The organism is Flavobacterium sp. B330r (assembly GCF_056824325.1).
In genome coordinates this window covers 4,536,846-4,558,228 of sequence record NZ_CP124860.1, presented here as the reverse complement: position 1 = coordinate 4,558,228, position 21,383 = coordinate 4,536,846, and the positions used below count along the sequence as shown (strand labels likewise).

Below are 21,383 nucleotides of genomic sequence, written 5' to 3'. Positions count from 1 at the left end.
TTGTAAACCGCTGAACAACCAACTTTCATAATGGTTATCCCTAACCCTATTCGTCGGCACTTATTTCGCCCAATACGCCAACAAGATATTCAAACCGATTCTGAATAAATTCTAGAAATCAACCGCACTTAAACTATTGAAAATAGTATAGTTAAAAAAAATAGTATTTTTATAGTAACATATAATTGAAGTTTATGAAATTGGAAGAAGAAAAAAATCAAGACAAAGTTACACTTCAGAAAGCTCAAATCAAGCCTTTCCTGACAGTGAATGACGGATTAAAAGCGGTTAAATTTTATACTGACGCTTTTGGCGCTGTTGAATCTAAAAGATTTGAAGCGGATAACAATAAAATATCTTCTGTATTGCAAATTGAAGGCGCCGAATTTTATCTTAGTGACGAGACACCCTGTGATGGCAGTGAAAATCCAGCATTTAACACACTAATCAGAATAATTTTAGAAACTAAAAATGCAGACCAAATATTTGAAAATGTACTAAAATTTGGTGCAATACAGATTTGCCCCATGGTAACCGAAGAAGACTGGAGAATTGGAAAGCTAAAAGATCCTTTTGGGCATATATGGGAGATTGGCTATGAATTATAAGAAAATAATAGCAATTGAGAATACTACCCAAAATGAGTTAAAGAAAAGTTATAATTCAAACAACTGTATTTAAATGAATATTTTTTCATTTAACTTTACTGTATGAGACCATTAGATCCGGATAAAAGAGAGAAAATTTTGAAATCTGTATATGTACTTACAGGCAAACAGGGATTAGCAAGCGTTACCATTTCTGGTATAAGTAAAACCGCCGAAGTTGCTGCAGGAACACTTTACATTTACTTTAAAAACAAAGAAGAGGTAGTACAATTGGCCTATGCCGCTGTAGAGGATAAAATGACCCAGGCCATGTATCGGGACTTTGACATTAATTTACCCGTAAGGCAATCACTTAAGAAGATTTACATCAATATGCTTAACTACAGGCTAAATCATTATGATGAAACCGTATTTATCGATCAGTACCAGCAGTCAGGCTATATACAGCTCAATTTCTCCAAACAACTGGCTGAGTACGAAAAACAGAATAAACCTCTTTATGATCTTTTAGGAAAAGGACAGCGAGAAGGAATCATAAAAGCACTAGATGCCATTATACTCATCAGCTTTTTTGATGGTGCGGTACGCTCCTGCTCTACAGGCATCATCCAAAAGTTATTTCCATTAAGCCAGCAGCTCATCGATGACTGCTTTGATTTGGCATGGAGAGGTATTAGCTAATAATTTTAAGTTTTAAATGAATAATTTTTCAATTAACATATTTTAATACTATATATCATGAGCATTTTTAAAGACAAAACAATTATCATTACTGGAGCAGCTATGGGGCTCGGACTAGCAGCAAGTAAAGCAGTAGCAGTAAAAGGAGCCAATCTGTCAATTGTAGATTACAATGCCGAAGCACTCGAAAAAGCAAAAGCAGAAATCCATTCAGTTGCTCCAAATGCAAAAATCATAACCATAATCGCTGACGTTTCAGATGAACAGGCTGTTAAAAATTATGTTGACAAAACAGTTCAAGAGTTTGGCCGTATCGATGGATTCTACAACAATGCAGGTATCGAAGGAAAACAGGCCTCAATAGTGGATTATGACATCAATATATTTAAAAAAGTAATTGACATCAATCTTATGGGTGTCTATTACGGACTAAAATACGTGATCCCTGTAATGCAGAAAAACGGCGGAGGAAAAATTGTAAACGTAGCTTCTGTAGGAGGCATCAGAGGGGTTATTAATCAGATGCCTTATGTAGCAAGTAAACATGCCGTTTCGGGTATGACTAAAAATGCGGCAATAGAATATGGTAAAGATGGAATTTATACCAATGCAATTGCGCCTGGAGCTATCCTTACTCCAATGGTGGCAGAAGCTTTCAAACAAGTAAACCCATCTGACCCTAAAGCTGCTGAAACAACATACGCACAAAGAAACCCTACAAGAAGATTAGGGAAACCTGAAGACGTAGGTAACCTTGTTGCATTTCTTCTTAGCGATGAATGCCAATATGTAAACGGACAGACCATTGCTATTGATGGAGGGGAATCAAACCTTTACGGTAATTCTTAAATCAAGATATTTTTATGTAGAAACGGATTGCAGCATAGCCTGTAATCCGTTTTTTTATATTCGCTTTCTAAGTTAAGCCTTCACAAATTCTATTTCTAACGAAATGTTTTTTTTAACAGTAAAAAGTTAATTCGTATTTTTAATGTTAAACAAAATCAATATGAAGCAGCGTAAAATATTTATTTTATTCGTTATATCTATTTTTGTATCCTCGTGTTCAACCGTTTTGAATAGTCCAAAAATTGATTATCTCACCAGTAATTACTGCCAGCCTACCATTGAATATGATTATTCTAAACTCGAAGTTTTCCCGAATAAAACATCTAATAACGACAGTATTCTAAAAGCTAATTTATCGCAGCATGATATCCTGATAAGCAAGGCTATTGGTATTGAATCTTATCTAGCAGAATATCTTCAAACCAAAAAAGACACTTTAAAGAGACTAGTCTTAAAACAAAAAATTACCGATCGTTTAATTCTTACCAGCATAGAGATAAATGCACTGGCATCAGAATTAGATTGTAATGGCGAACGTATCGATAAACTAGCCAATTTTGTAAACGATATCAACAATAAAAAAACTAGAAATCTTACCGTCGCTTCTGTAACTATTGGCGCATTAACTACTGTAGCTACTGTTTTAATAAAAAACAATAATGCTAGTGATATTGTTGGTGTCAGCGGCGGATTAGTAAGTGCTGGATTAGGAGCGCTGACTATTGCTCCTAAAGGAAAAAAAGTCAACTTAAAACTGGAAAGAAATCTGCTGCGAAATATCTGGTTCAATGATAATTCTAACGGCGCATACCCCAACTCTATCTGGGCGATTCTAAACGAAAAACAATTTAGCAATTCGGGAAAAAATGATCTGCAGGAAAGTATTAAAAACAGATGGTTGCAATACAATTTTGATGGAAAAATAGATGCTCAAACCGAAAAACTCTTTTTTTATGATGGCGGAATTTACAGCGCAGATGATTTATCTTCAAGGGCTAATATGCTAAATGAATTGCAAGCTACTGTTCGGTCTCTAGAACAAGATTTAAAAAGTTTATCGGTAAGACTTAACAGTATTTAATATGCGCTAAAAATTAAAATTTGATTTTGTAAAATTCCTAAAAATCCATGAATAATTTTGGTTGTTAAATATACTAAATTATCGATATCAAATTGTTTTCGCTTTATTGGATTACAGCATCAATTGGAATCTTTTTCTTGATTTTCTCTACTCCCCTTTCTCTTATTAATTCTGCTGCATCGAGCATTTTGATTACATGAATATAAAGCGTCATCAAGTCAGGATCAGGATCTGCGGCATAAGGCGACAATGAAAACTCTAGAACTTGATATAGAAACAATTCAAACTCTTGGAGCGTTTTTTCATTAAATGCGTTCTGAAATACTATAAAAGGATTATTGTGCTCTTCTTTAGTTAGAGAAGAAAGATGAAAAGCTTTTTCTTGCGCCAAAGATTCTTTTACCTTCCATTTTTTACTTTTCTCTTTTAAACAAAAACAAACTCTGAGGAATGATTTGAGAACCGAGTACAAAATAAAAACATCTGAAGGATTGTCCTGTTTGTAGACTTTTGTTTTATAACAGTAAATAGTCGCTTCGCTTAAAGTCTGTTTATAATAATCGAGATCTGCATAGACAAAAAAGGCATTAATTACCTTAAATGGATTTCCTTCGATATTTCCTGCCCAAAAGCTGGTTTCGAACGGCATTTTATTCTTTTTCATAGTCAATAGATTTAATTTATGTAGCGAAATTCTCCTATTTCAAAAGAATAAACTATTCGAAAACTAGATATAATATTCTGACAAAAACAATTCTTCTTTAGGATATTTTTTTATCTTTGAAATGCATGATTTTTAGCCCAAATGGCTTTATCTTTGATCTTTTAGAAAAATTGATATTTAGTATGGAACAGAAAATACATCAGGGAAGAAACGTAAAACGTTTTAGAGAAATGCTTAACATAAAGCAGGAAGCTTTGGCTTATGATCTGGGCGAAGACTGGAACCAAAAGAAAATTTCTATGCTGGAGCAGAAAGATGTAATTGAAGAAAGTCTGCTGAAACAAATCTCAGCTGTATTAAAAATTCCTGTTGAGGCTTTTCAGAACTTTGATGAGGAGCAAGCGATAAATATTATTTCTAATACTTATTCATTCGAAGATTTTAAAGATAATGCCGTTGCTTCTGGATTTAACTACCAACCATCTTTCAATCCTGTTGACAAAATTGTTCAATTATATGATGAAAAAATTGCTTTGTATGAAAGGATGTTGAAGGAGAAAGATGAAATGATGACGAGGCTTGAGAAATTGATTGGGAAATAATCCGGTTTTTATTTGAAAAAGCTCCTCAATCATTTAAAATTTCTATTCTGTCACGAACTCTTCGAATCGATTTATATATTTTAATCGAAAATTATTATCCCAATATTCATCAGACAAATTGAGTTCATTTTTCCCTTTTTTAATAAGATAGTATTTATCATTACTTTTTACACCATAAATTCGATATGATTGCAAAAATTTATTCCCCTTACTTTTTCGAAAAACAGTAAATCTAATTACAGAAGATTTTTTTGCACCAATACTAATTGCTACATTAATATTTTTTATCGAGTATTCGTAAATCCCTTTAAGTTCAAATAAAGAATTCGGGTAAAGCATAACATGAGGATCATAACCAACTTGTGAACTTGTAAAACAATCCCTGCTACTAAAAACCGTATCGTTTTTGATTGTTGTTGCACAATCTATAAACTTATCATAATTACGATGTATGAAAGAACCATCAATGTAAGGGTATTTGCTTTTATTTTGAGCCATAATAACTGCATTTTTTCCATCAATTTTATACATTTCGAATTCTAATTCATTATAATCGGCTCCTTTTACATTATTTGATAGTTGATAAATAAGCCCAGTCAACTCATGCCTTAATTTATCATTTTCCCTTCTAAGAAGAGCATTTGACTCCTGAAGTTTCTCTGTATTATTATTTGCAGAATGAATTATAGAATCTTGTGTTCTCGTAAATTTACTATCCAATTTTGTATCAGATTCCGTTTGCAACTTGTTTGTAACAGCAAAATCTAATAATGTAGCTACTATAGAGATTATTACTAAACCTATAATTATCCATCCCATAGGCTTTAGTCCTCTTGAATCTTCTTTTTTAAAATCTGATATGGCATAAAATACAGCAATAAAAGCTGTAATTAAAAAGCATACTGATTTTATCAAATTCACAAGTCCGTGTTTAATTATAAAATCAACCATCTTTATACGTTTATCTGTTGCTTATGGATACAATTGTTTTACTTTTAATTTCTGTCTAAATATATTCATTTATATAACTCGATCTCGCAAATTTTCAATCCGTGCTCCCCGCTGGCGCGAGCGTCTCGCTCGTGAACACACAGAAGATCAATTAATGTGAATTTGTAAAAACATTTTCAGACAAGTACTAAAACTTTTTTAAGGACAGACAAAACTTTACGTTCACGAGCCAGACGCTCGCGGCTGCTGGGGGATCAAACCAATCTTTGAGGGCATGGATTGGAAATCCGCTCAATCGCATTTATTTATACATTAGTCCCATGTAAAGGAGTAGTTTGTAAAAATGCACGCCACAATATAAGTATTTCTTTAAAATCAATAAGTGGTACTTCTTGTAGTAAGATACCGTTTTGGGTTTTAAAAATCACTGTTTTATCATGATAAAAAACAAATAATCGATCTAAAAAAATATCTCTTTGATATTCATCATTATAATATCCATCGGTCAGGATAAAATCTATATCAGCTATTATATCATTAATACTTTCTACATCTTTAAAATAATGTAACAGATATCCAAAAAAATTATTTTTAATATTATGATTTGCATTTTTGTGATATACTTTTTGATTATCAGGGTAAATAAAAATATCATTACTAAAATTTAAATTATAGTTATCTAAAATAGCCATATTGTTATTTATTAAGGATTATATTTGGGTAACAACTAATTCCCTGCTAACGCGAGCACCTCGCTCGTGTACACACAGAAAAGTCAATTAATGTCAATTTGTAAAAACATTTTCAGACAAGTACTAAAACTTTTTCAAGGACAGACAAAACTTTACGTTCACAGCCAGACGCTCGCGGCGGCTGGGGGAGTTACTTTGCGGGCACGGATTACAAATCCGCGCTATCGTTGCGTAGCTAAATCTGCACGATCGGGTAGCTGTATAAGCATTTTTTTTCTAGTGGAAGCATCGCCCCCATTTAACGCACGACCAATACGATCGCAAGCGAGGGAGTTAGCGATTGCTTTTAAAATCTTTTTCAATAATGATATTTCCAAACTCCATGCTGGAGATTCCAGATTTTGAATAACCAATTCTCCCATGTTGCTCCATAGTATCTGCTCTTACGTGCCAAACATTATCAATTCCAACTTTTAAATCATTATTAATTCGGCTTTCGATTCTTGCATAAATGTTGTAAAAAAAATGTTCAAATAGAGCGCTTTGATTTTTTTCATTAAAATACTGTATACACGTAAAACCTACACCTTTTTTTTTCTTACTTACTATATTTTCTTTCGATAAACAATAATTATTAAATCCATAAACTTTATCTAGTACTTGAGTGTCTGAATAATCTAAGAATCTGAATTTATCTATATATTCTATTATTTTTTCCCATTTTGGTGGATAAAATATAAATACGCTTGTATCGGCATTTGGACAAATCGTTTTTATCGTTTTAAATTTAGGAAATTGTTCATGTAGCATTTTTTGGTTAATTTTTGTCTTTACTTCAATGACATGAATTACTGATTCTGGTGAAACTATTACCAAATCATTAACTCTGTATAAAGGCGCATAAAAATGAGAGTTATAAATTAAAATGTCACATTGCGTAGAAAAAGTCCCATCTTTCGAGAGAATGAAGCCTTGAGCTACTTCAACCCATTTTGGTAAATGGTCTTTTAAAAATTTACGTAAAATTTCTTCGTTAATTGCACCTAAACTTGGATTATGATTCTTAATGAACTCTTTTGCCTGTTTAATTCGAAGGTCAAATTCTTGACTTAATAAAAAGAAATAATTTTCCATTTTAATAACTAGGATTCGTTAAATAGCTAATATAGTTAATATTTTGGCTGATTATTTAAGATTAAGGTCTTTATACAAAATATCGATCACTTTCTTAATTTCAACTGCCATATCTATATAAGGGTTTATATTTTCAAAATCCTGCATTTGAGAACCGCAGAAGAAATTAATCTTTGTAACTAAATTCATTACTGCTTCTCTACTTTCTTTATTTAGATATATACTGTTACGCACAAGAGCATTATTTAATAAAGTAAGAGTTTCAACTGTGCCCTTTGCATCAGGGCTCCTTTCAAGAAATGGATTTTTGTAGATAATCTGCTCTAATTCAAATCTATACTCAATAAGTATTTTATGAAGCTCATTAAAGGCTCGAATTTTGTTTTGATATAGAATTTCTATACGCTTTGATCGATTTGAAAGTATATGAGTTACAACACCTACTATTATTCCACTAGCAATCGGCGAAAATATAGCAAGCCATTTAAAAATTTCTAAATTGTTCATTAGTTTGATTTTAACAAATCTAACAATAAAATTCTACACCGCTACTCTACATCTTATATACATATTTCACATTCACATATCCAAAATTACCTGATTGAATTACTTTCACCTGCAACCATTCCCCATCAATAGCAATAACCATTAAGATATCATACTTTTTAAGGTTTTCTATTACATCATATTCATTTCCTGGCCCTTCACGCAACTTAAGGGTTTCCACATTTACGGCCAGCATATCTTCAGGACTATAGATAATTACCGCTTTTTTTGTAATAGATTCTTTCTTTTCTTTGGATTTAACGGATGTCTCGGAAGTAAAAGAAGTTACCGCAGGTTTTGTAGACGGATTTGAAATCCTGCTCTTTGTAGTTTTAGGTGGTGCTGTGTACCTAACGGTTTGCGAACGAGAATTACATACCCCGCAACTCCCTCCGCTGGAACAATGTGCACATCTGCTGCAGTTCGAACAGGCACTGCAGTACGCGCTACCGGTACATCTGCCATCTTCTTTAGGTTTTGAATCACAACAACTGGCCACAAGTTTATCGTTCTGTGCACTCGAAGTTAGTACTGTAAAAAAGAAAAGCGTATAAGTAAATATTATTTTAATCATAATAAACCGTTTTATTTTAGACAAACCTAAAGAAAGCTTTTCACAAAAATATACGGTTTTCCGTAATTACGGATATTTCCCGATCGCTCCGATCGCACGGATTTGTAAAAGCATTTTTAAACCCGATCGCGCGGATTTGTAATCCGTGCCCACAAAGTATATCTCACCAGATTTAAAATAACAGTTTAACTATCTAATCTACGTCATACAAACAAAGAAAACCAAAATTTAACAAGAAATAATTTATTTTTAGTATATTTTTATTCTAAATGTAAGAAAAGTATGTATATTTAGCATCGAAATAAATCATACTATTTTCATGACTATTGGTAAAATTTTAGACAATTGGGGAGCAGTTAAACACTTTACTTACAAAATACAAGAAGGAGACACTCCTATTTTGGTAGCAGATAAACTTGAAATAACACTCGACGAACTTAGACATTATCATAACTTTAATTGCATAGAAGATCGCGATGTAATAAATGCTGATTTTCCAAGTCACTTAGAATTTCTTCTTTTAAAACCAACAAAACAGGAATCAGATAACGAGCAAGAGAATGTAAAGCCAACTAAAGTAATTTTCGATAATGGTTTCAAAATACCTTTCCATAACGTAAGAGGCAAAAATAGCTACATGGTGCTTCAGACAACTGAAAACGAAAAGCATTTGCAAACTATAAAATACAAAGTAAGTGTAGAGTATCTTAAAAAAGATAAAAATGGATATTCTTTATTTGAAATTGATAGAATATCTAAAATATATTTAAATAATGCTCAAGTTGACACCTTAACAGATGTTATAGCCGAAGAAGTTTCAAACGTTTTGTATCCGCTGCTAATTGTGATTGATCCAGAAGGTAAATGGATCGACCTCCATAATTTTAGTGCTATACGCGAACGATGGATAGCAAAAAGAAAAACGATCGTAGAAAAAAATGAAAGTGTCGCTATACACAAATATTTAACTACTATCGATTCTATATTAAATGAAGAAGAAAACTTGCTTCAAAATTTATCTGATGATTGGTTTTTAAAAGTTTTCTTTAACGGAATTCATACTACTTACACTTCCGATTTATCTTTTACAACAGCCGTAGATTTTGCCATTACTCTCAAAGATAATGCTCTAACATTTCAAGTAACTCAAAAAATTGATGAGTTCCTAAATGATAGCAATATGGTGGTAATTGAAAAAAAAGGCACATTGACCAATACATCACAAGAAAGTGCTTTTGAGAAGAATATTTTCTCTGGAAGTTATCATTCTATTTACCACTTAAATCCCAATACTTACTGCATAGAAAATGCAAGTTTAGAATGCGGTATTATTGGTGATATTACTAAAAAAGCGACAGTTAAAATCTACAACCTCAATGACAAAAAGATTACAGCATCTGAGCAAAATCATGACTTTTTTGTAGGTGAAACGATCAAAAAAGAAAGTTTTTTCAAGGATCTTTTTAAACTCCATTAATTAAGAATAAGATAAAATTATGAGCCAAAAACACATTGTTGTAAACGGTGCAACGCTAAAATGTAAGTTTAGTGTAGAGCCCAAACTTGATAAATTAAAAGTAAAAACGCAAAGTAAACATTATGCAAACGATAAAGATGGCAGTGCAAAACTTATAGCGACTGATAAAGAGATAGGTCAAACTCTAGAAAAGAATACTTTCGGCAAATGTAAAAAGCAACCTAACGGAAGCGGCGATTATTTACCATGCCAAGCTACAATTACCAAATGGAGTGGTTTTTATGAAAAAATAACCTTGTCTAATAATGGCAAAGCATTACTAGAAGACAGTAAAGCTACTTGTCCTGTTGGCGGACCTGATTGTATTGAAGTTACAAATCACGGGCAAATAGCGGAACCTAGTGAGCAAAATTTTATCAATGCAAATCCAGATGTTCATAATCTAATAAACCCGATGTTTAATATGGCGGAATTTCAGAACGACCTAAACGGAATACCTGAAGCTAAAAAATAATAGTGATGAAATTTTATATCAAAGGAGATTCAAGGCCTATAATTGGCAAAAATGTTTATTCGCTAATGTACACAAAAACGGCTAATGATCGAGAAAAAAAAGGAGTGCAATTTTATGTAAATGAAAAAGAGGATAGCAATAAAGAGGTAGATGGTTCTAAAATTATAAAACAGCATTGGACGCTTTTAAAAAACGGAAAACTGTTTTTAGATTTAGGCAACGATGGTAGAGTTACTTTTAATCAAGCAAGCTTAGGAATCAATTACACAATTGCCGTTACGTTTACCGATATTCATGGAGCAAAAGATACTGCCAAACTAAATGTTACGCCAGTTGCAGGAACACCAAGCATAGAAGAGCTTAAATGGCAAGACCAATATTATCGCGACCTAAACGGTAAAGCGATTGGTTATTCTGACAATGTCCGTTTGTTTATTCATACCCTAAATATTCCAGCTGGAGACAGGCTTCAAGTAACGATTTGGGAAGACGAAGGTGCAGATGGACACTCTAGCATTTCTAGAAATATGGGAACCTATACTACGTCTCCAGTTGATAAATATGGAAAAGCAGAGCTATACTTTAACAACATAAAAGTATATCAAAAAATACTAAACGATAAAGATTATAGAGACGAAAGCGAGCACGAATTTTATGCCCAAGTTAAGTATATAGGAAAAATTGATACCATACAAGACACCATACAGCTTAAGATTATAAATGATCTCAAAAAAACAATTGAACCTCCTAAAAATAATAGTGTTGCAAAAGTCGCTGTTCCTGATAAGCAAAAGAAACCTGATAATAAAGTAGGTGTCAAAGTAACAGTTAATGTGTTTTTTGATGGAACGAAAAATAATATGAAAAATACTGAAGCGAGATTAGCTTACGAAAAGAAGAAAAAGGGAATAAAAATAACTCCTGACGAAGAAATAGCAGCAAAAGCTTTTGAGGACAATGATGAGAATGAAAGCAGTTATGATAACTACTTTTCTAACATTGCTATTTTACACAACATAAACATTGCAGAAAACAGTGAAAATAAAGTAAAAGTTTACATTGAAGGAGAAGGTACAAGGGATAATGATAAAGATGATATAATGGGATATGCTTTTGGAAGCGGTGATAAATCAGGAATTCCCCTTAAAGTTAGTAAAGCTTTTATGGAGATAAAGAAAAAAATTGACAAACTCAAAGCTGATAAATTTATAAAAGAAAACCAATTTGTTAATGAAATAGATCTAACCGTTTTTGGTTTTAGCCGTGGTGCAGCGGCCGCAAGAAATTTTATATCGCAAAGACGAAAGCTACAGGATATGTATAATTTAGAATCTAACAAATTTGCCGTACAATTTGTTGGATTATTTGATACTGTTTCCTCATATGAAGTAGAAGGCAAATTTGGAAGATATGGCTCTGGTGTTTCACATAATTTTGATGATGTAGAAGAATTAAAATTAAAATTAGAAGGAAATATTAAAAAAGTGATACATATTACCGCATCTGATGAATATCGTGAAAACTTTTCTCTTACCAATATTAAAAGCTCTATTGATGCTGGTATTGGCTATGAGCTATCTATACCTGGTGTCCATAGTGACATTGGCGGAGGTTACGCCGAAATTGAAAAGGAAATAAGAAAACTGCATTTGGAAAAGGGTTTTGATAACATAAAAGAAACTTTAATAAAAGAAGGATGGTATTATAAAGAACAAATTGTAACCACAACAACTTCAAATGAAGGATTATCGTATACTACACATGTGGCTACTCGAACAATACCTCTATCCTATCAATTTATCCCACTTTCTATAATGGTTAAACTCGCGGAAAATTATAAAATGATGTTTGATAACTCGTTAATGCAAAAAGGTAAAAAGGAGACTTACAAAGTCCCAGATGACCTCGAAGAAGCAAAGAATTTGCTATTAAATTATGCCATTACAAATGATGGAGCACATAGTAAAGCCGTAACGTTTAAAAATGAAAAATTGCATTTTATACGCAACAAATACCTTCATCGATCAACTTGTGATAGTATGGGAAAAGAAGGCAGATATGAAGACGGAAAACCTTATAGAAAAAAGATTGATGGATAAATATAAACGAGATTTAAATAAAATGTCAGATCAAAATAAAAACAAAATACTATCATTATTTCTAATCTTGGTAATTTCTTTTTTATGCAGTTTTTTTTATTCAGATCATTCAAATGGAGAAAAATTAATAACAACAATTCCTGTTTTTACAATTTTGTTTTCTTTCTATGTATATGTGTATGGATTAAAAAAAATGCTTGCAAAAATTTTATTCATACTTCTTATAATATTAAGCATTATGCTATTATTATTAATCTGTTATACAAATGAATTTGTCAAAGGCATGGGGTCACATTAATCTAAAAACATGAAAATAAACAGTTTAAACAAAATTTACATTTTAATAGTTATAATTCTATTAGCAGTATTACTAAAAGCTGGATATGATATATGCAAGGAAAGAGGCATGCTAATATTTAATAAAGAAAAGAAAAAAGAAATGCTTACAAAAATAGAAAAATTTGAATGGTTGGCTGAAACAAGTGCCGATGAAACTTGTCCTGTAGAGGTTGTCTATGGTAGTTTTATTTTATCTGATAACACCACTGCATGGATACCAAGCGAACAATATCTAAACGATAGTTGGGGAGCTAGTAGCAGCGGTACTATGGTAGTTGGTGATGATAAAAAGAAAGTTCCAGAACGTATGCAAATCACTTGGTTTTCGTATGCTGAAAATAAGTTTTTTTCAGGTGATTTCGAATTGCCTCAAAAAAAAATGTACGATATCTTTAAAAAAGATTATGGAACTACAATGGGAATGGATGGTGTAGAATATAAAAATGAATATAATACACTAACCGTCGCCTTTGCTCCAGAAGGTTTGGTCACTTTATGGATTGGCGGGATTGGTAATAAAGAAATTGGAACATATCAAGGACATGAAACCTTTGACATTGAATGGGGTGATTTCAGTAAAAATTTAGATAGAAAGGAAGTCATAAAAAACTATCAAAAAGATATGCCTCTATTTGTTCAGGAAGAAATAGCCAATAATAAAATAAGCAATACATATTTCAAAAATCGTCTGAAACGATATCATTATAAAATTGGCACCAATAGAGCAGACTTTAAAATATACAATTACGATATCTTTTTTATGAATAACGAAGTTATTAGCAACACCAATACTGGCATTGAATTTCTTAACGATACTGTTGTTGGAAAAGCTGTACCTATAAGTTTTGTGATTTTTGTAAAAGATCAATTTTCAAGACAATTAGAAGTTCGCATTTGGGTTGATCTACTTGATGGTAAAACAACAAATGAAAATGACGCAATAAAAGATCCATTGGAGAAACGCAATTTCAACAATCAATTAATGGAGCGCTTTAAAACATTTTTCGATAAAAATGAAAATGTTGAGTTGCATATTAAATTCAATAAAGAAATTATAAAAAGTAGCATCAAAAAACCGGTCTATTCTGGTAAAGTCTATTTAAAATCCCCAACTTCAGAAGTTGAAATACCAAACTCAAAAGTGGAAGTTTATGATGCAGAATAAACAAAATTCTGTTCTGCTTCAACCTCTGTAGGCATGATGGAGAACCTGATGTAAAAATTATCGACGGGTAATCTTTTTAAAATAATTAATATTTACAACTATAATAAACCTATCTAAATAATGAAAAATAATATAGCTGGGCATTTAACAATAAGGTTAATTATTCCTTTTTTTATCTTATTTCTAATATGGGAAATAGGAGGCCTTGAAAATGGAACTTTTGAAGAATACCTTTTTTTTTCAATTTTTTCAAGTATTCTGATTTTTGCAATTATCATATTTCTACTAAAAGAAACCCTTACTTCTCATCAAGATAAAAATCGTATAATAAGAAACTTAAATATTGTTTTATTGTTACTCTTTATTCCTCTTTTTATATTTATGGTTATTGCAAGCGTTGCAATTATTAATTATTAATATTCGTGAATAATGAAGTATATAAATAATATAGAAGTTAAAAAAAACTCAAAGTCAGAGACATTTGCACAGCATTTTATGAACACTTTGGAAATATGAGTTCATAAAATTTCAGACTTTAAAACTAATACCCATAAAAAAACCAGTGAATTAACTTCACTGGTTTTACAATTATTTTTCATAAATCATCTTCTCTTTTAAGATGACTTCTAGAACGGTTTATTTTGTAATGCCAAACATCATGACCAATTTATCGTTAAGATAAAAATTAAGCGTTTGGTCTGCTACATCAAAACGAAGGTCTTTATTGTTTAAATACGACAGCACTTTTTGCTCTGTTTCATTTCCTTCACCAATACATGCCATTCTTGTAGACGCTACTTTATCAAAAGAAATACGATCACCGTTAGTTTCATAAGTTCCAGAGAAGTTGTTGCAGCCTGTGTTTCCGCTCACTTTCTTTTCTGCTACATTAAACTTAATAGATGCTCTGCCGTAATCCTGTCCAACATTTTCTAGAGCTATTAGTTTCCAGTTATTTTTTTCGATAAAACTCCACAATTGGTCTTGAGTTGGAATAGAAAATTCCATAACCACTTTGTTCTTCGCGTTTTTAAACTGTACAGTATTGTTTTTCTTTACAATTTTGAACTTTTTCTTTGTTATCGCAGTACTAAATTCTTGTTCTAATTTCATGCTTTCGTCGTCGCAAGCCATTAAAGTTCCCATTGGAGAATTGGTCTTAATTTGATTTTTTGAAGAAAGCTTCGTGTATTTTACGTTGAAATTATTACATCCGTTTTTACCGCTTATAGTACCCGTTTCATCGTTAATGGTAATAAATGCTTTTCCGCTATTTATCTTTTTTCCGTTTAACTGGGTTAAAATCATTTTGGTATTGTAAATGCCTTTTTCGGTATTTACAGGCGTTTTCGAAATAATACTTTTCAGTTTATACTGGTAGGAAGAAGCATCCGCCGGAATAGGTTCTGGTCTTTTGGTTTTGGTTACCATTATCTCATATCGATTTCCTTTTTCAAAATTAAAACCTTCAATATGATCATAAAAAAGTTGCCATTCTTTGTCCTTATCATACTTCACTTGCAGACATTCCATAGGACCAACACCTTGACATGGCACTTTACTTTCTTTTACAAACATTTTTAAACTTTCCTGACCGTATGTAAATGCTGATACTAATACTACCACAAAAACATACATACATTTAAATCTTTTCATCATTTTAATTTTTTAGAATACCGATTAAGCATTCAGATTATTTATGTTTTTTTTGCAGGCATGAATTGTGCCATTCTAAAATAAAGAATGCTTTTAACTTTTTTTTATCAGCCCTAAATTCGGCTTTTTCTTTAACAATCAAACTGCTAAATATTGATAATCAGCTTACTTGTTTTACTTAAGCAAAAGTCTTCTTTCTATTACATTTAAGGATGTTTTAGTAGGATTTTTAGCTTTTTTAAGCTTATGAGAAAAAAAGAAAATTACTTAAGACTTAAGCTTATCAGATCGATAATTCGAAAGATTAGAAATAAATTCTAAAGGCTCTACATAATGTGGATTTTTGCTGATTTTTCCATCTTTTATAACATAAGGATGTGTAAGCAATATATCGGTAAGTGTACTTGGGCTAAAACTGTTCACATCGTACATACAAATTAGTGAAACTGCATGTTGTGGGGTTAACAGATTTAATTTGGCTTCATATTCTAAAAGTTCATCAGTTCCTGGCAGGTTCTTAAGAGCCCAAATCATATCTCCACACGCCCTTACGCTATCATATCCTGATCTTGAAGCTGATAATAAAGTCTGTTCAAGCGTTTTGTACATTTTTTCGGCAGCAAACTCGCCGTCCTTGATATACGTATTTTCAGAAGCTAGCACTTCCAATTGGCCACTCGCGAGTTTTTGAGCAATAGATATTCCATTATCAGCCAGACAACGACAATGTTCTCCATGGCGGTTTCCTTCAAGAATATTAATTACTTTATCATTCGTTTCCAGTCCCTCCAAAATATAAGGAATAATGACTTCATATTGTTGTTCTCTCGAATCGAAAAAACCACAAATATGCATTGGAGACGCAAATGATTCTCCACATACCGAAAAAGACATTTGTTTGTTCATGATTCAAATATACGCAATAAGTTTTCGTACACATATACTACATCTTAAATTTTTCAGTCCATTCTATTTTGTTCCATTTTCTCCATATAAAAGGCATCGAAAATTAACCCCACGTCAATAATCAATGCCTTAATAATGATATTATACTAAATGATGGCTATTCTTTCGTTTTAAAAACTTTATAAAATACAAAAAGAATACCCAGCCAAATCGGAATTAATTCTACAGATATCTCCATATTCGTCATCCACATAATGGCTAAAATACCCAATAGAAAGGCGAAACAGATGTAATTGCTTACCGGATAAAATATAGAAGCAAACTTTGTTTTGGTATTTTCCTTGTCTTTGGCACGTCTAAATTGCAGATGCGTATACGAAATCATCACCCAGTTAATTACCAAGCAAGACACTACTAAAGACATTAAAATACTAAAAGCTTCTTCTGGAATTACTTTGTTTATTAAAATACAGATAGCCGCAAAACACGAAGAAACTAAAATAGCATTAACCGGAACCGATTGTTTGTTTAGCTTCTTTAAAAATTTAGGAGCACTATTCTGATCTGCTAAACCAAACAGCATTCGCGAGTTACTATAAACACTGCTGTTGTATACAGATAAAGCGGCAGTTAATACAATTAAGTTAAGCACATTGGCGATAAGGCTTGTAAAAAATATTTTGTTGCCAAAGAGCTCAAATTCCATTCCGTTTAAGTTTTGAAAAACCATTACAAACGGACTACTGTCAGTCGTAATTTGTCTCCAAGGCGACAAAGCAAATAATATGACCAATGCTCCAACGTAAAATATAAGGATTCTATAAATAACCTGATTGGTAGCTTTTGGAATGTTTTTCTCTGGATTTTCTGCTTCAGCAGCGGTAATTCCAATAAGTTCCAAACCACCAAAAGAGAACATAATCAAAGCCATTGCAGACAATAAACCTTGAAAACTGCCTGTTTCAGTTTTTTCAAAAATCCCTTTTGGAAAAAAGCCTCCGTCGTTATATAAATTATGAATTGTAGCGTGTTCCCCTCCTGTTCCGCTTATTAGCAGATAAGTACCAAAAAGAATCATGGCAATAATGGCTACCACTTTTATAATTGAAAACCAAAATTCGGTTTCTCCGTACACTTTTACCGAGGCAAAATTTAAGGCATTAATAACCAAAAAGAAAAACAAACTCGATGCCCAAAGCGGAATTTCGGGCCACCAAAACTGCACATAAACTCCAATGGCTGTAAGTTCGGCCATGCTCACTAAAATATACAAAATCCAATAATTCCAACCTGATGCAAAACCGGCAAAAGAACCGCAATATTTATAGGCAAAATAGCTAAAGCTTCCAGATACAGGTTCTTCGACCACCATTTCGCCCAGTTGTCTCATAATAAAGAAAGCGATAATTCCGGCAATAGCGTATCCTAGAATAACAGATGGCCCTGCTAATACGGCCGCTGGACCAATGCCAAGGAAAAGACCTGTTCCTATAGATCCGCCTAAGGCAATTAACTGAATGTGTCGGTTAGTTAGTCCACGTTTAAGCTGATTCTCTTCTACAGCATCATGATTATTTTTCACAGATTTTGTTTTAAGGTATTTAAATGTATTCAGAATGTATAAAAAGCGAAGATAAGTTAAAAAAGCAATCACACAAAGCATCGTTCTGTGACTTCTCTTATAATTAAATATAAATATTCTTTTTTTAGCCGTTGAACTAGCAAATCAACAACAAGCGATATTCTCCATCATTTTCTTTTGGCGCCCTATGAATACAAGGCTTTACTTGCTGTTTTGGATGATCGACGGCCAAACGCCAAAGGTGCATTTGTCCTAAATTAATAGGTTCTGCACCTTCATGCAATTGATAATGCAGGTCAAAGAAATTTTCTTTTAAAAACTCTTCGAATTCTTCCTCTGCTCCATCATGCAGTTCTTTTAGTTTTGCTCGAATTTCTGGAATTAAAATTTTCTGTTCTGCCTGCGAATTAGGAATTATATCACTTGCTGTTCCGTGATAAGTGCACAAAAATGTATCGGTTGCAATGGGCGAACGATCAACGTGAAACGAATATACATCGGTAGATATGAAATCAAATTCGTCATCGCGCTCGTAACACTTCAGTAAATTAAGAGAAGGCGAAGCGCCAAATTCAGTTAATAGTTGCAAATCGGTTAAGATTATTTCTCTGGCTCTATTTCCTTTTTCAGATAATTGAAGCGCGATTAAATCTTCTGGATAAATTTCTGTTATATTTTCTTTTAAACTTAATTGATTCACAATCTCTTTAAAATCCCCATCCAGATTTCTGTACCAACATAATGCATTCATTTCTTCCTTAAAATCGGTATGCACAAGCTCCGAAAAAGTAGAGACCACGCCAATTTGACTGTTGGAAGAAAATGTTTTATTCATAGTTTGGATATTTTAGATCGATTGCAAAAATAGGCAATAGCAGTTGCTTCTTACCTTTTTATGCATTTAATTTTATTTGATGCTGCGCTCTTTTCTTAAAGAAAAGCTACTGCTTTTTAATAGCAAATAACCATGAAATCAGGTATTGTTTACTGCATCTTGCATTGGTAAATTTGTTATGAACTAAAAAAAATATAGAATGATAGATACTAATGTTGATGGTTTTAAAGTAATGAAGTCATTTTCTTTAAAAAATAAAACTGCTCGTTTTGTAAAACAGCTTTTTTATGTTTCCATTTTAACCGTGCTTTTCTCGGCTTGTTCAAGCAGTGATAGTGAATCAAATAACAATGAATCTGATTATTATTTTAAAGCCACTCTAGATGGTCGTAAAATAAATTTTCATAATGCCAACTTTCAGGCCTCTGGCAACGATAATCGATTTGAGTATATTATACTCGGGGGATATGAAGCGCCTTATCCTAAAACTGCTGGTGAGCAACTTCCTCCATCATTAGATTTTGAAATTTGGAAAATTGGAGGAAACATCACCGCAGGCACTTATTCTACTCCAGCAGAATTAGAAATGGTGGCCCGATATGCTGTTCAAACCGCAAACGGAACTATTTTGTATAGTACTCGAGCTGCCGATGACGTTTTTATAGTAAAAATTGAATCTATAAGTAAAAACGGAATTAAAGGCACCTTTTCTGGAAAGGTTCGAAATCTAGAATCAGGAGTAGCAGTAGAAGTCACAGACGGATCTTTTAACCTTCCGGACTCAGACATAATTAATCCGTAAAGTAGGATTTTTAAAATTAAAAAAGGTGTTTGAAACTCTCAAACACCTTTTCTAATTCTGTTAATATTTATTAATGTAAACTGTTTTCTTGTTTATAAATTCCTGAATACCATCTTGCGAAAGTTCACGACCATATCCTGAGTTTTTAGTTCCGCCAAAAGGAAGCCTCTGATCGCTTTTTACCAGTTCATTTACAAATACTGCTCCTTCATTAAATTTGGGTACTAATCGGAATGCTTTTTCGAAATCCTCTGTAAAAATGGTAACACCAAGTCCGAATGGGCTATTGTTTGAAAGTGCAATAGCTTCTTTTTCATCCTTAAAAGTCGTGATTCCAATTAATGGACCAAAAACTTCTTCTTTAAAAATCGACATATTTGTTGTTACATTTCCAATAACAGTAGGTTCAAAATAAGCCTTGTTTCTTTTGCCCCCTAGTAAAACTTCTCCGCCTTTATCCAATGCATCTTGAAGCTGTTTTTCCAATTCTTCCGCAAGGTCCACTCTTGCCATTGTTCCTATTGTTGTTTCTTCACTCAAAGGATCACCCGAACGAAGTTTGCCAACTTCTTCTACAAAAGCTTTTGTAAACTCCTCTGCAATAGACGATTCTACTAGAAGACGTTTTCCCGCGATACAGCTTTGCCCCGCATTTTGAAAACGCGCTTGCACACAGGTTTTAACCGTTTTCTGCAAGTTGCAATCTGCAAAAACCACCAAAGCATTACTGCCTCCTAACTCTAGAACTGTTTTCTTAATTTCATTTCCAGCAACAGCGGCAACAGCTCTTCCTGCGGCTTCGCTTCCTGTTAGTGTAACTGCTTTGATTTTAGGATTTTTAATGATTTCTTCTACCATTTTACTTCCAATAGGCAAATTAGTAAAACATCCTGCAGGAAAGCCTGCTCGATCAAATATTTTTTCAATGCTCATGGCGCTTTTCATCACATTGCTGGCGTGTTTTAAAACGGCAACATTTCCCGCCATTAATGCTGGAACTGCAAAACGCATCACTTGCCAGAAAGGATAATTCCATGGCATAATGGCCAAAACAATTCCTATTGGTTCGTAACTTACATAACTCTTATGGGCTTCTGTTTCTATTATTTTATCGGCAAGCATCTTTGAAGCATTCTCAGCATAATAATCACATAAAGTGGCGCATTTTTCTACTTCTGCCAATGCCTGAGTAATCGGTTTTCCCATTTCTTGGGTAATAATTTCGGCATATTCGCGTGCATTTTTTCGTAGCTCTTGACCAGCGGCTTTCATTAACACGGAACGTTCAGAAAAGGGAATTTCTTTCCAAATCGAGTATTGAGTATCAGCTTTATCAATTGCATTTTCTACTTCTTTCCTATCAAACTCAGCAACTTCATAGACAATTTCTTGATTATAAGGATTTATAGACTTTATCATAACATTATTTTTTATCGTATTTATTTAAAAACGATATAAAAGGTACAATTTATTTTTAGTTTTTAAATTGTGTAAAGCTTGTTTTTTTGATGAAAGTCTCTTTTTAAAACAAAAAAAGAGACTGCCTAAACAGTCTCTTCTGATATTCTGATGTTAGAAATTCTTTTTTCTATAGTTATATTACATTATGTTAAAGCACCTAATCTG

Annotated in this window: 22 protein-coding genes; 11 read left to right on the top strand and 11 right to left on the bottom strand. The window is 32.6% G+C overall.

Annotated features, from left to right (window positions below; translation table 11 throughout):
• Positions 1 to 194: 194 nt before the first annotated feature.
• The 4 genes from QLQ95_RS20235 to QLQ95_RS20220 all read left to right on the top strand — a co-directional run bounded on the left by QLQ95_RS20235 (position 195) and on the right by QLQ95_RS20220 (position 3,219).
• Positions 195 to 608 (top strand): VOC family protein, encoded by a 414-nt coding sequence (locus tag QLQ95_RS20235; RefSeq protein WP_095929207.1) that lies wholly within the window; start codon positions 195 to 197, stop codon positions 606 to 608.
• Positions 609 to 710: 102 nt separating this feature from the next.
• Positions 711 to 1,289, top strand: a complete 579-nt coding sequence (locus QLQ95_RS20230; protein ID WP_482501416.1) for a TetR/AcrR family transcriptional regulator — start codon at positions 711 to 713, stop codon at positions 1,287 to 1,289.
• A 57-nt stretch (positions 1,290 to 1,346) separates the two neighbouring features.
• Positions 1,347 to 2,138 carry a glucose 1-dehydrogenase gene (locus QLQ95_RS20225; RefSeq protein WP_482501414.1) on the top strand — a complete coding sequence of 264 codons (792 nt, stop codon included), beginning with the start codon at positions 1,347 to 1,349 and terminating at the stop codon, positions 2,136 to 2,138.
• Positions 2,139 to 2,298: 160 nt separating this feature from the next.
• On the top strand, positions 2,299 to 3,219 hold the full coding sequence (locus QLQ95_RS20220) for a hypothetical protein (protein WP_482501412.1): 921 nt from the start codon (positions 2,299 to 2,301) through the stop codon (positions 3,217 to 3,219).
• 103 nt (positions 3,220 to 3,322) lie between these two features.
• Here the strand turns inward: QLQ95_RS20220 and QLQ95_RS20215 are convergent, their stop codons facing one another.
• Positions 3,323 to 3,883, bottom strand: coding sequence for a hypothetical protein (locus QLQ95_RS20215; protein ID WP_482501410.1), 561 nt, complete (start codon positions 3,881 to 3,883; stop codon positions 3,323 to 3,325).
• Positions 3,884 to 4,065: 182 nt separating this feature from the next.
• On the opposite strand from QLQ95_RS20215, the gene QLQ95_RS20210 reads away from it, so the two are divergent.
• Positions 4,066 to 4,485 carry a helix-turn-helix domain-containing protein gene (locus QLQ95_RS20210; protein WP_482501409.1) on the top strand — a complete coding sequence of 140 codons (420 nt, stop codon included), beginning with the start codon at positions 4,066 to 4,068 and terminating at the stop codon, positions 4,483 to 4,485.
• A gap of 42 nt (positions 4,486 to 4,527) precedes the next feature.
• On the opposite strand, the gene QLQ95_RS20205 is transcribed toward QLQ95_RS20210, so the two are convergent.
• From QLQ95_RS20205 to QLQ95_RS20185, 5 genes are all read right to left on the bottom strand, one after another.
• Entirely contained in the window at positions 4,528 to 5,436 is a 909-nt protein-coding gene (locus tag QLQ95_RS20205) for a hypothetical protein (protein WP_482501407.1), read from the bottom strand.
• Between the two features lie 305 nt (positions 5,437 to 5,741).
• The gene (locus tag QLQ95_RS20200; protein WP_482501406.1) at positions 5,742 to 6,128 is read right to left on the bottom strand and encodes a hypothetical protein; all 387 of its coding nucleotides are present in this window, start codon (positions 6,126 to 6,128) and stop codon (positions 5,742 to 5,744) included.
• 333 nt (positions 6,129 to 6,461) lie between these two features.
• Positions 6,462 to 7,262: a DUF6602 domain-containing protein gene (locus QLQ95_RS20195; protein WP_482501405.1), complete on the bottom strand. Its 801-nt coding sequence runs from the start codon at positions 7,260 to 7,262 to the stop codon at positions 6,462 to 6,464.
• Positions 7,263 to 7,313: 51 nt separating this feature from the next.
• The gene (locus tag QLQ95_RS20190; protein WP_482501403.1) at positions 7,314 to 7,769 is read right to left on the bottom strand and encodes a hypothetical protein; all 456 of its coding nucleotides are present in this window, start codon (positions 7,767 to 7,769) and stop codon (positions 7,314 to 7,316) included.
• A gap of 46 nt (positions 7,770 to 7,815) precedes the next feature.
• On the bottom strand, positions 7,816 to 8,382 hold the full coding sequence (locus QLQ95_RS20185) for an SH3 domain-containing protein (protein ID WP_482501401.1): 567 nt from the start codon (positions 8,380 to 8,382) through the stop codon (positions 7,816 to 7,818).
• A 319-nt stretch (positions 8,383 to 8,701) separates the two neighbouring features.
• Between QLQ95_RS20185 and QLQ95_RS20180 the strand changes: the two genes are divergently transcribed.
• The 5 genes from QLQ95_RS20180 (at position 8,702) to QLQ95_RS20160 (ending at position 14,393) form a co-directional block, all read left to right on the top strand.
• Positions 8,702 to 9,859, top strand: a complete 1,158-nt coding sequence (locus tag QLQ95_RS20180; RefSeq protein WP_482501399.1) for a LysM peptidoglycan-binding domain-containing protein — start codon at positions 8,702 to 8,704, stop codon at positions 9,857 to 9,859.
• A 19-nt stretch (positions 9,860 to 9,878) separates the two neighbouring features.
• Positions 9,879 to 10,373, top strand: a complete 495-nt coding sequence (locus QLQ95_RS20175; protein ID WP_482501397.1) for a DUF4280 domain-containing protein — start codon at positions 9,879 to 9,881, stop codon at positions 10,371 to 10,373.
• Between the two features lie 5 nt (positions 10,374 to 10,378).
• Complete coding sequence (locus QLQ95_RS20170; protein WP_482501396.1) at positions 10,379 to 12,472, top strand: phospholipase effector Tle1 domain-containing protein; 2,094 nt, start codon at positions 10,379 to 10,381, stop codon at positions 12,470 to 12,472.
• Between the two features lie 307 nt (positions 12,473 to 12,779).
• Positions 12,780 to 13,976 (top strand): DUF2931 family protein, encoded by a 1,197-nt coding sequence (locus QLQ95_RS20165; RefSeq protein WP_482501395.1) that lies wholly within the window; start codon positions 12,780 to 12,782, stop codon positions 13,974 to 13,976.
• A gap of 120 nt (positions 13,977 to 14,096) precedes the next feature.
• Entirely contained in the window at positions 14,097 to 14,393 is a 297-nt protein-coding gene (locus QLQ95_RS20160) for a hypothetical protein (RefSeq protein ID WP_482501393.1), read from the top strand.
• A 219-nt stretch (positions 14,394 to 14,612) separates the two neighbouring features.
• Here QLQ95_RS20160 and QLQ95_RS20155 read toward each other — a convergent pair whose 3' ends face one another.
• The 4 genes from QLQ95_RS20155 to QLQ95_RS20140 all read right to left on the bottom strand — a co-directional run bounded on the left by QLQ95_RS20155 (position 14,613) and on the right by QLQ95_RS20140 (position 18,955).
• Entirely contained in the window at positions 14,613 to 15,635 is a 1,023-nt protein-coding gene (locus tag QLQ95_RS20155; protein WP_482501391.1) for an META domain-containing protein, read from the bottom strand.
• Positions 15,636 to 15,899: 264 nt separating this feature from the next.
• Positions 15,900 to 16,526 (bottom strand): MEDS domain-containing protein, encoded by a 627-nt coding sequence (locus QLQ95_RS20150; RefSeq protein ID WP_482501389.1) that lies wholly within the window; start codon positions 16,524 to 16,526, stop codon positions 15,900 to 15,902.
• A gap of 169 nt (positions 16,527 to 16,695) precedes the next feature.
• Positions 16,696 to 18,120 carry an amino acid permease gene (locus QLQ95_RS20145; protein ID WP_482501387.1) on the bottom strand — a complete coding sequence of 475 codons (1,425 nt, stop codon included), beginning with the start codon at positions 18,118 to 18,120 and terminating at the stop codon, positions 16,696 to 16,698.
• A 136-nt stretch (positions 18,121 to 18,256) separates the two neighbouring features.
• Positions 18,257 to 18,955, bottom strand: coding sequence for a DUF1826 domain-containing protein (locus QLQ95_RS20140; RefSeq protein WP_320493641.1), 699 nt, complete (start codon positions 18,953 to 18,955; stop codon positions 18,257 to 18,259).
• A 199-nt stretch (positions 18,956 to 19,154) separates the two neighbouring features.
• Here QLQ95_RS20140 and QLQ95_RS20135 point away from each other — a divergent pair, with 199 nt between their 5' ends.
• A complete protein-coding gene (locus QLQ95_RS20135; RefSeq protein WP_482501385.1) occupies positions 19,155 to 19,757 on the top strand; it encodes a hypothetical protein in 603 nt (200 codons plus the stop codon).
• Between the two features lie 60 nt (positions 19,758 to 19,817).
• On the opposite strand, the gene QLQ95_RS20130 is transcribed toward QLQ95_RS20135, so the two are convergent.
• Positions 19,818 to 21,176: an NAD-dependent succinate-semialdehyde dehydrogenase gene (locus QLQ95_RS20130; protein WP_482501383.1), complete on the bottom strand. Its 1,359-nt coding sequence runs from the start codon at positions 21,174 to 21,176 to the stop codon at positions 19,818 to 19,820.
• Positions 21,177 to 21,383: the final 207 nt, after the last annotated feature.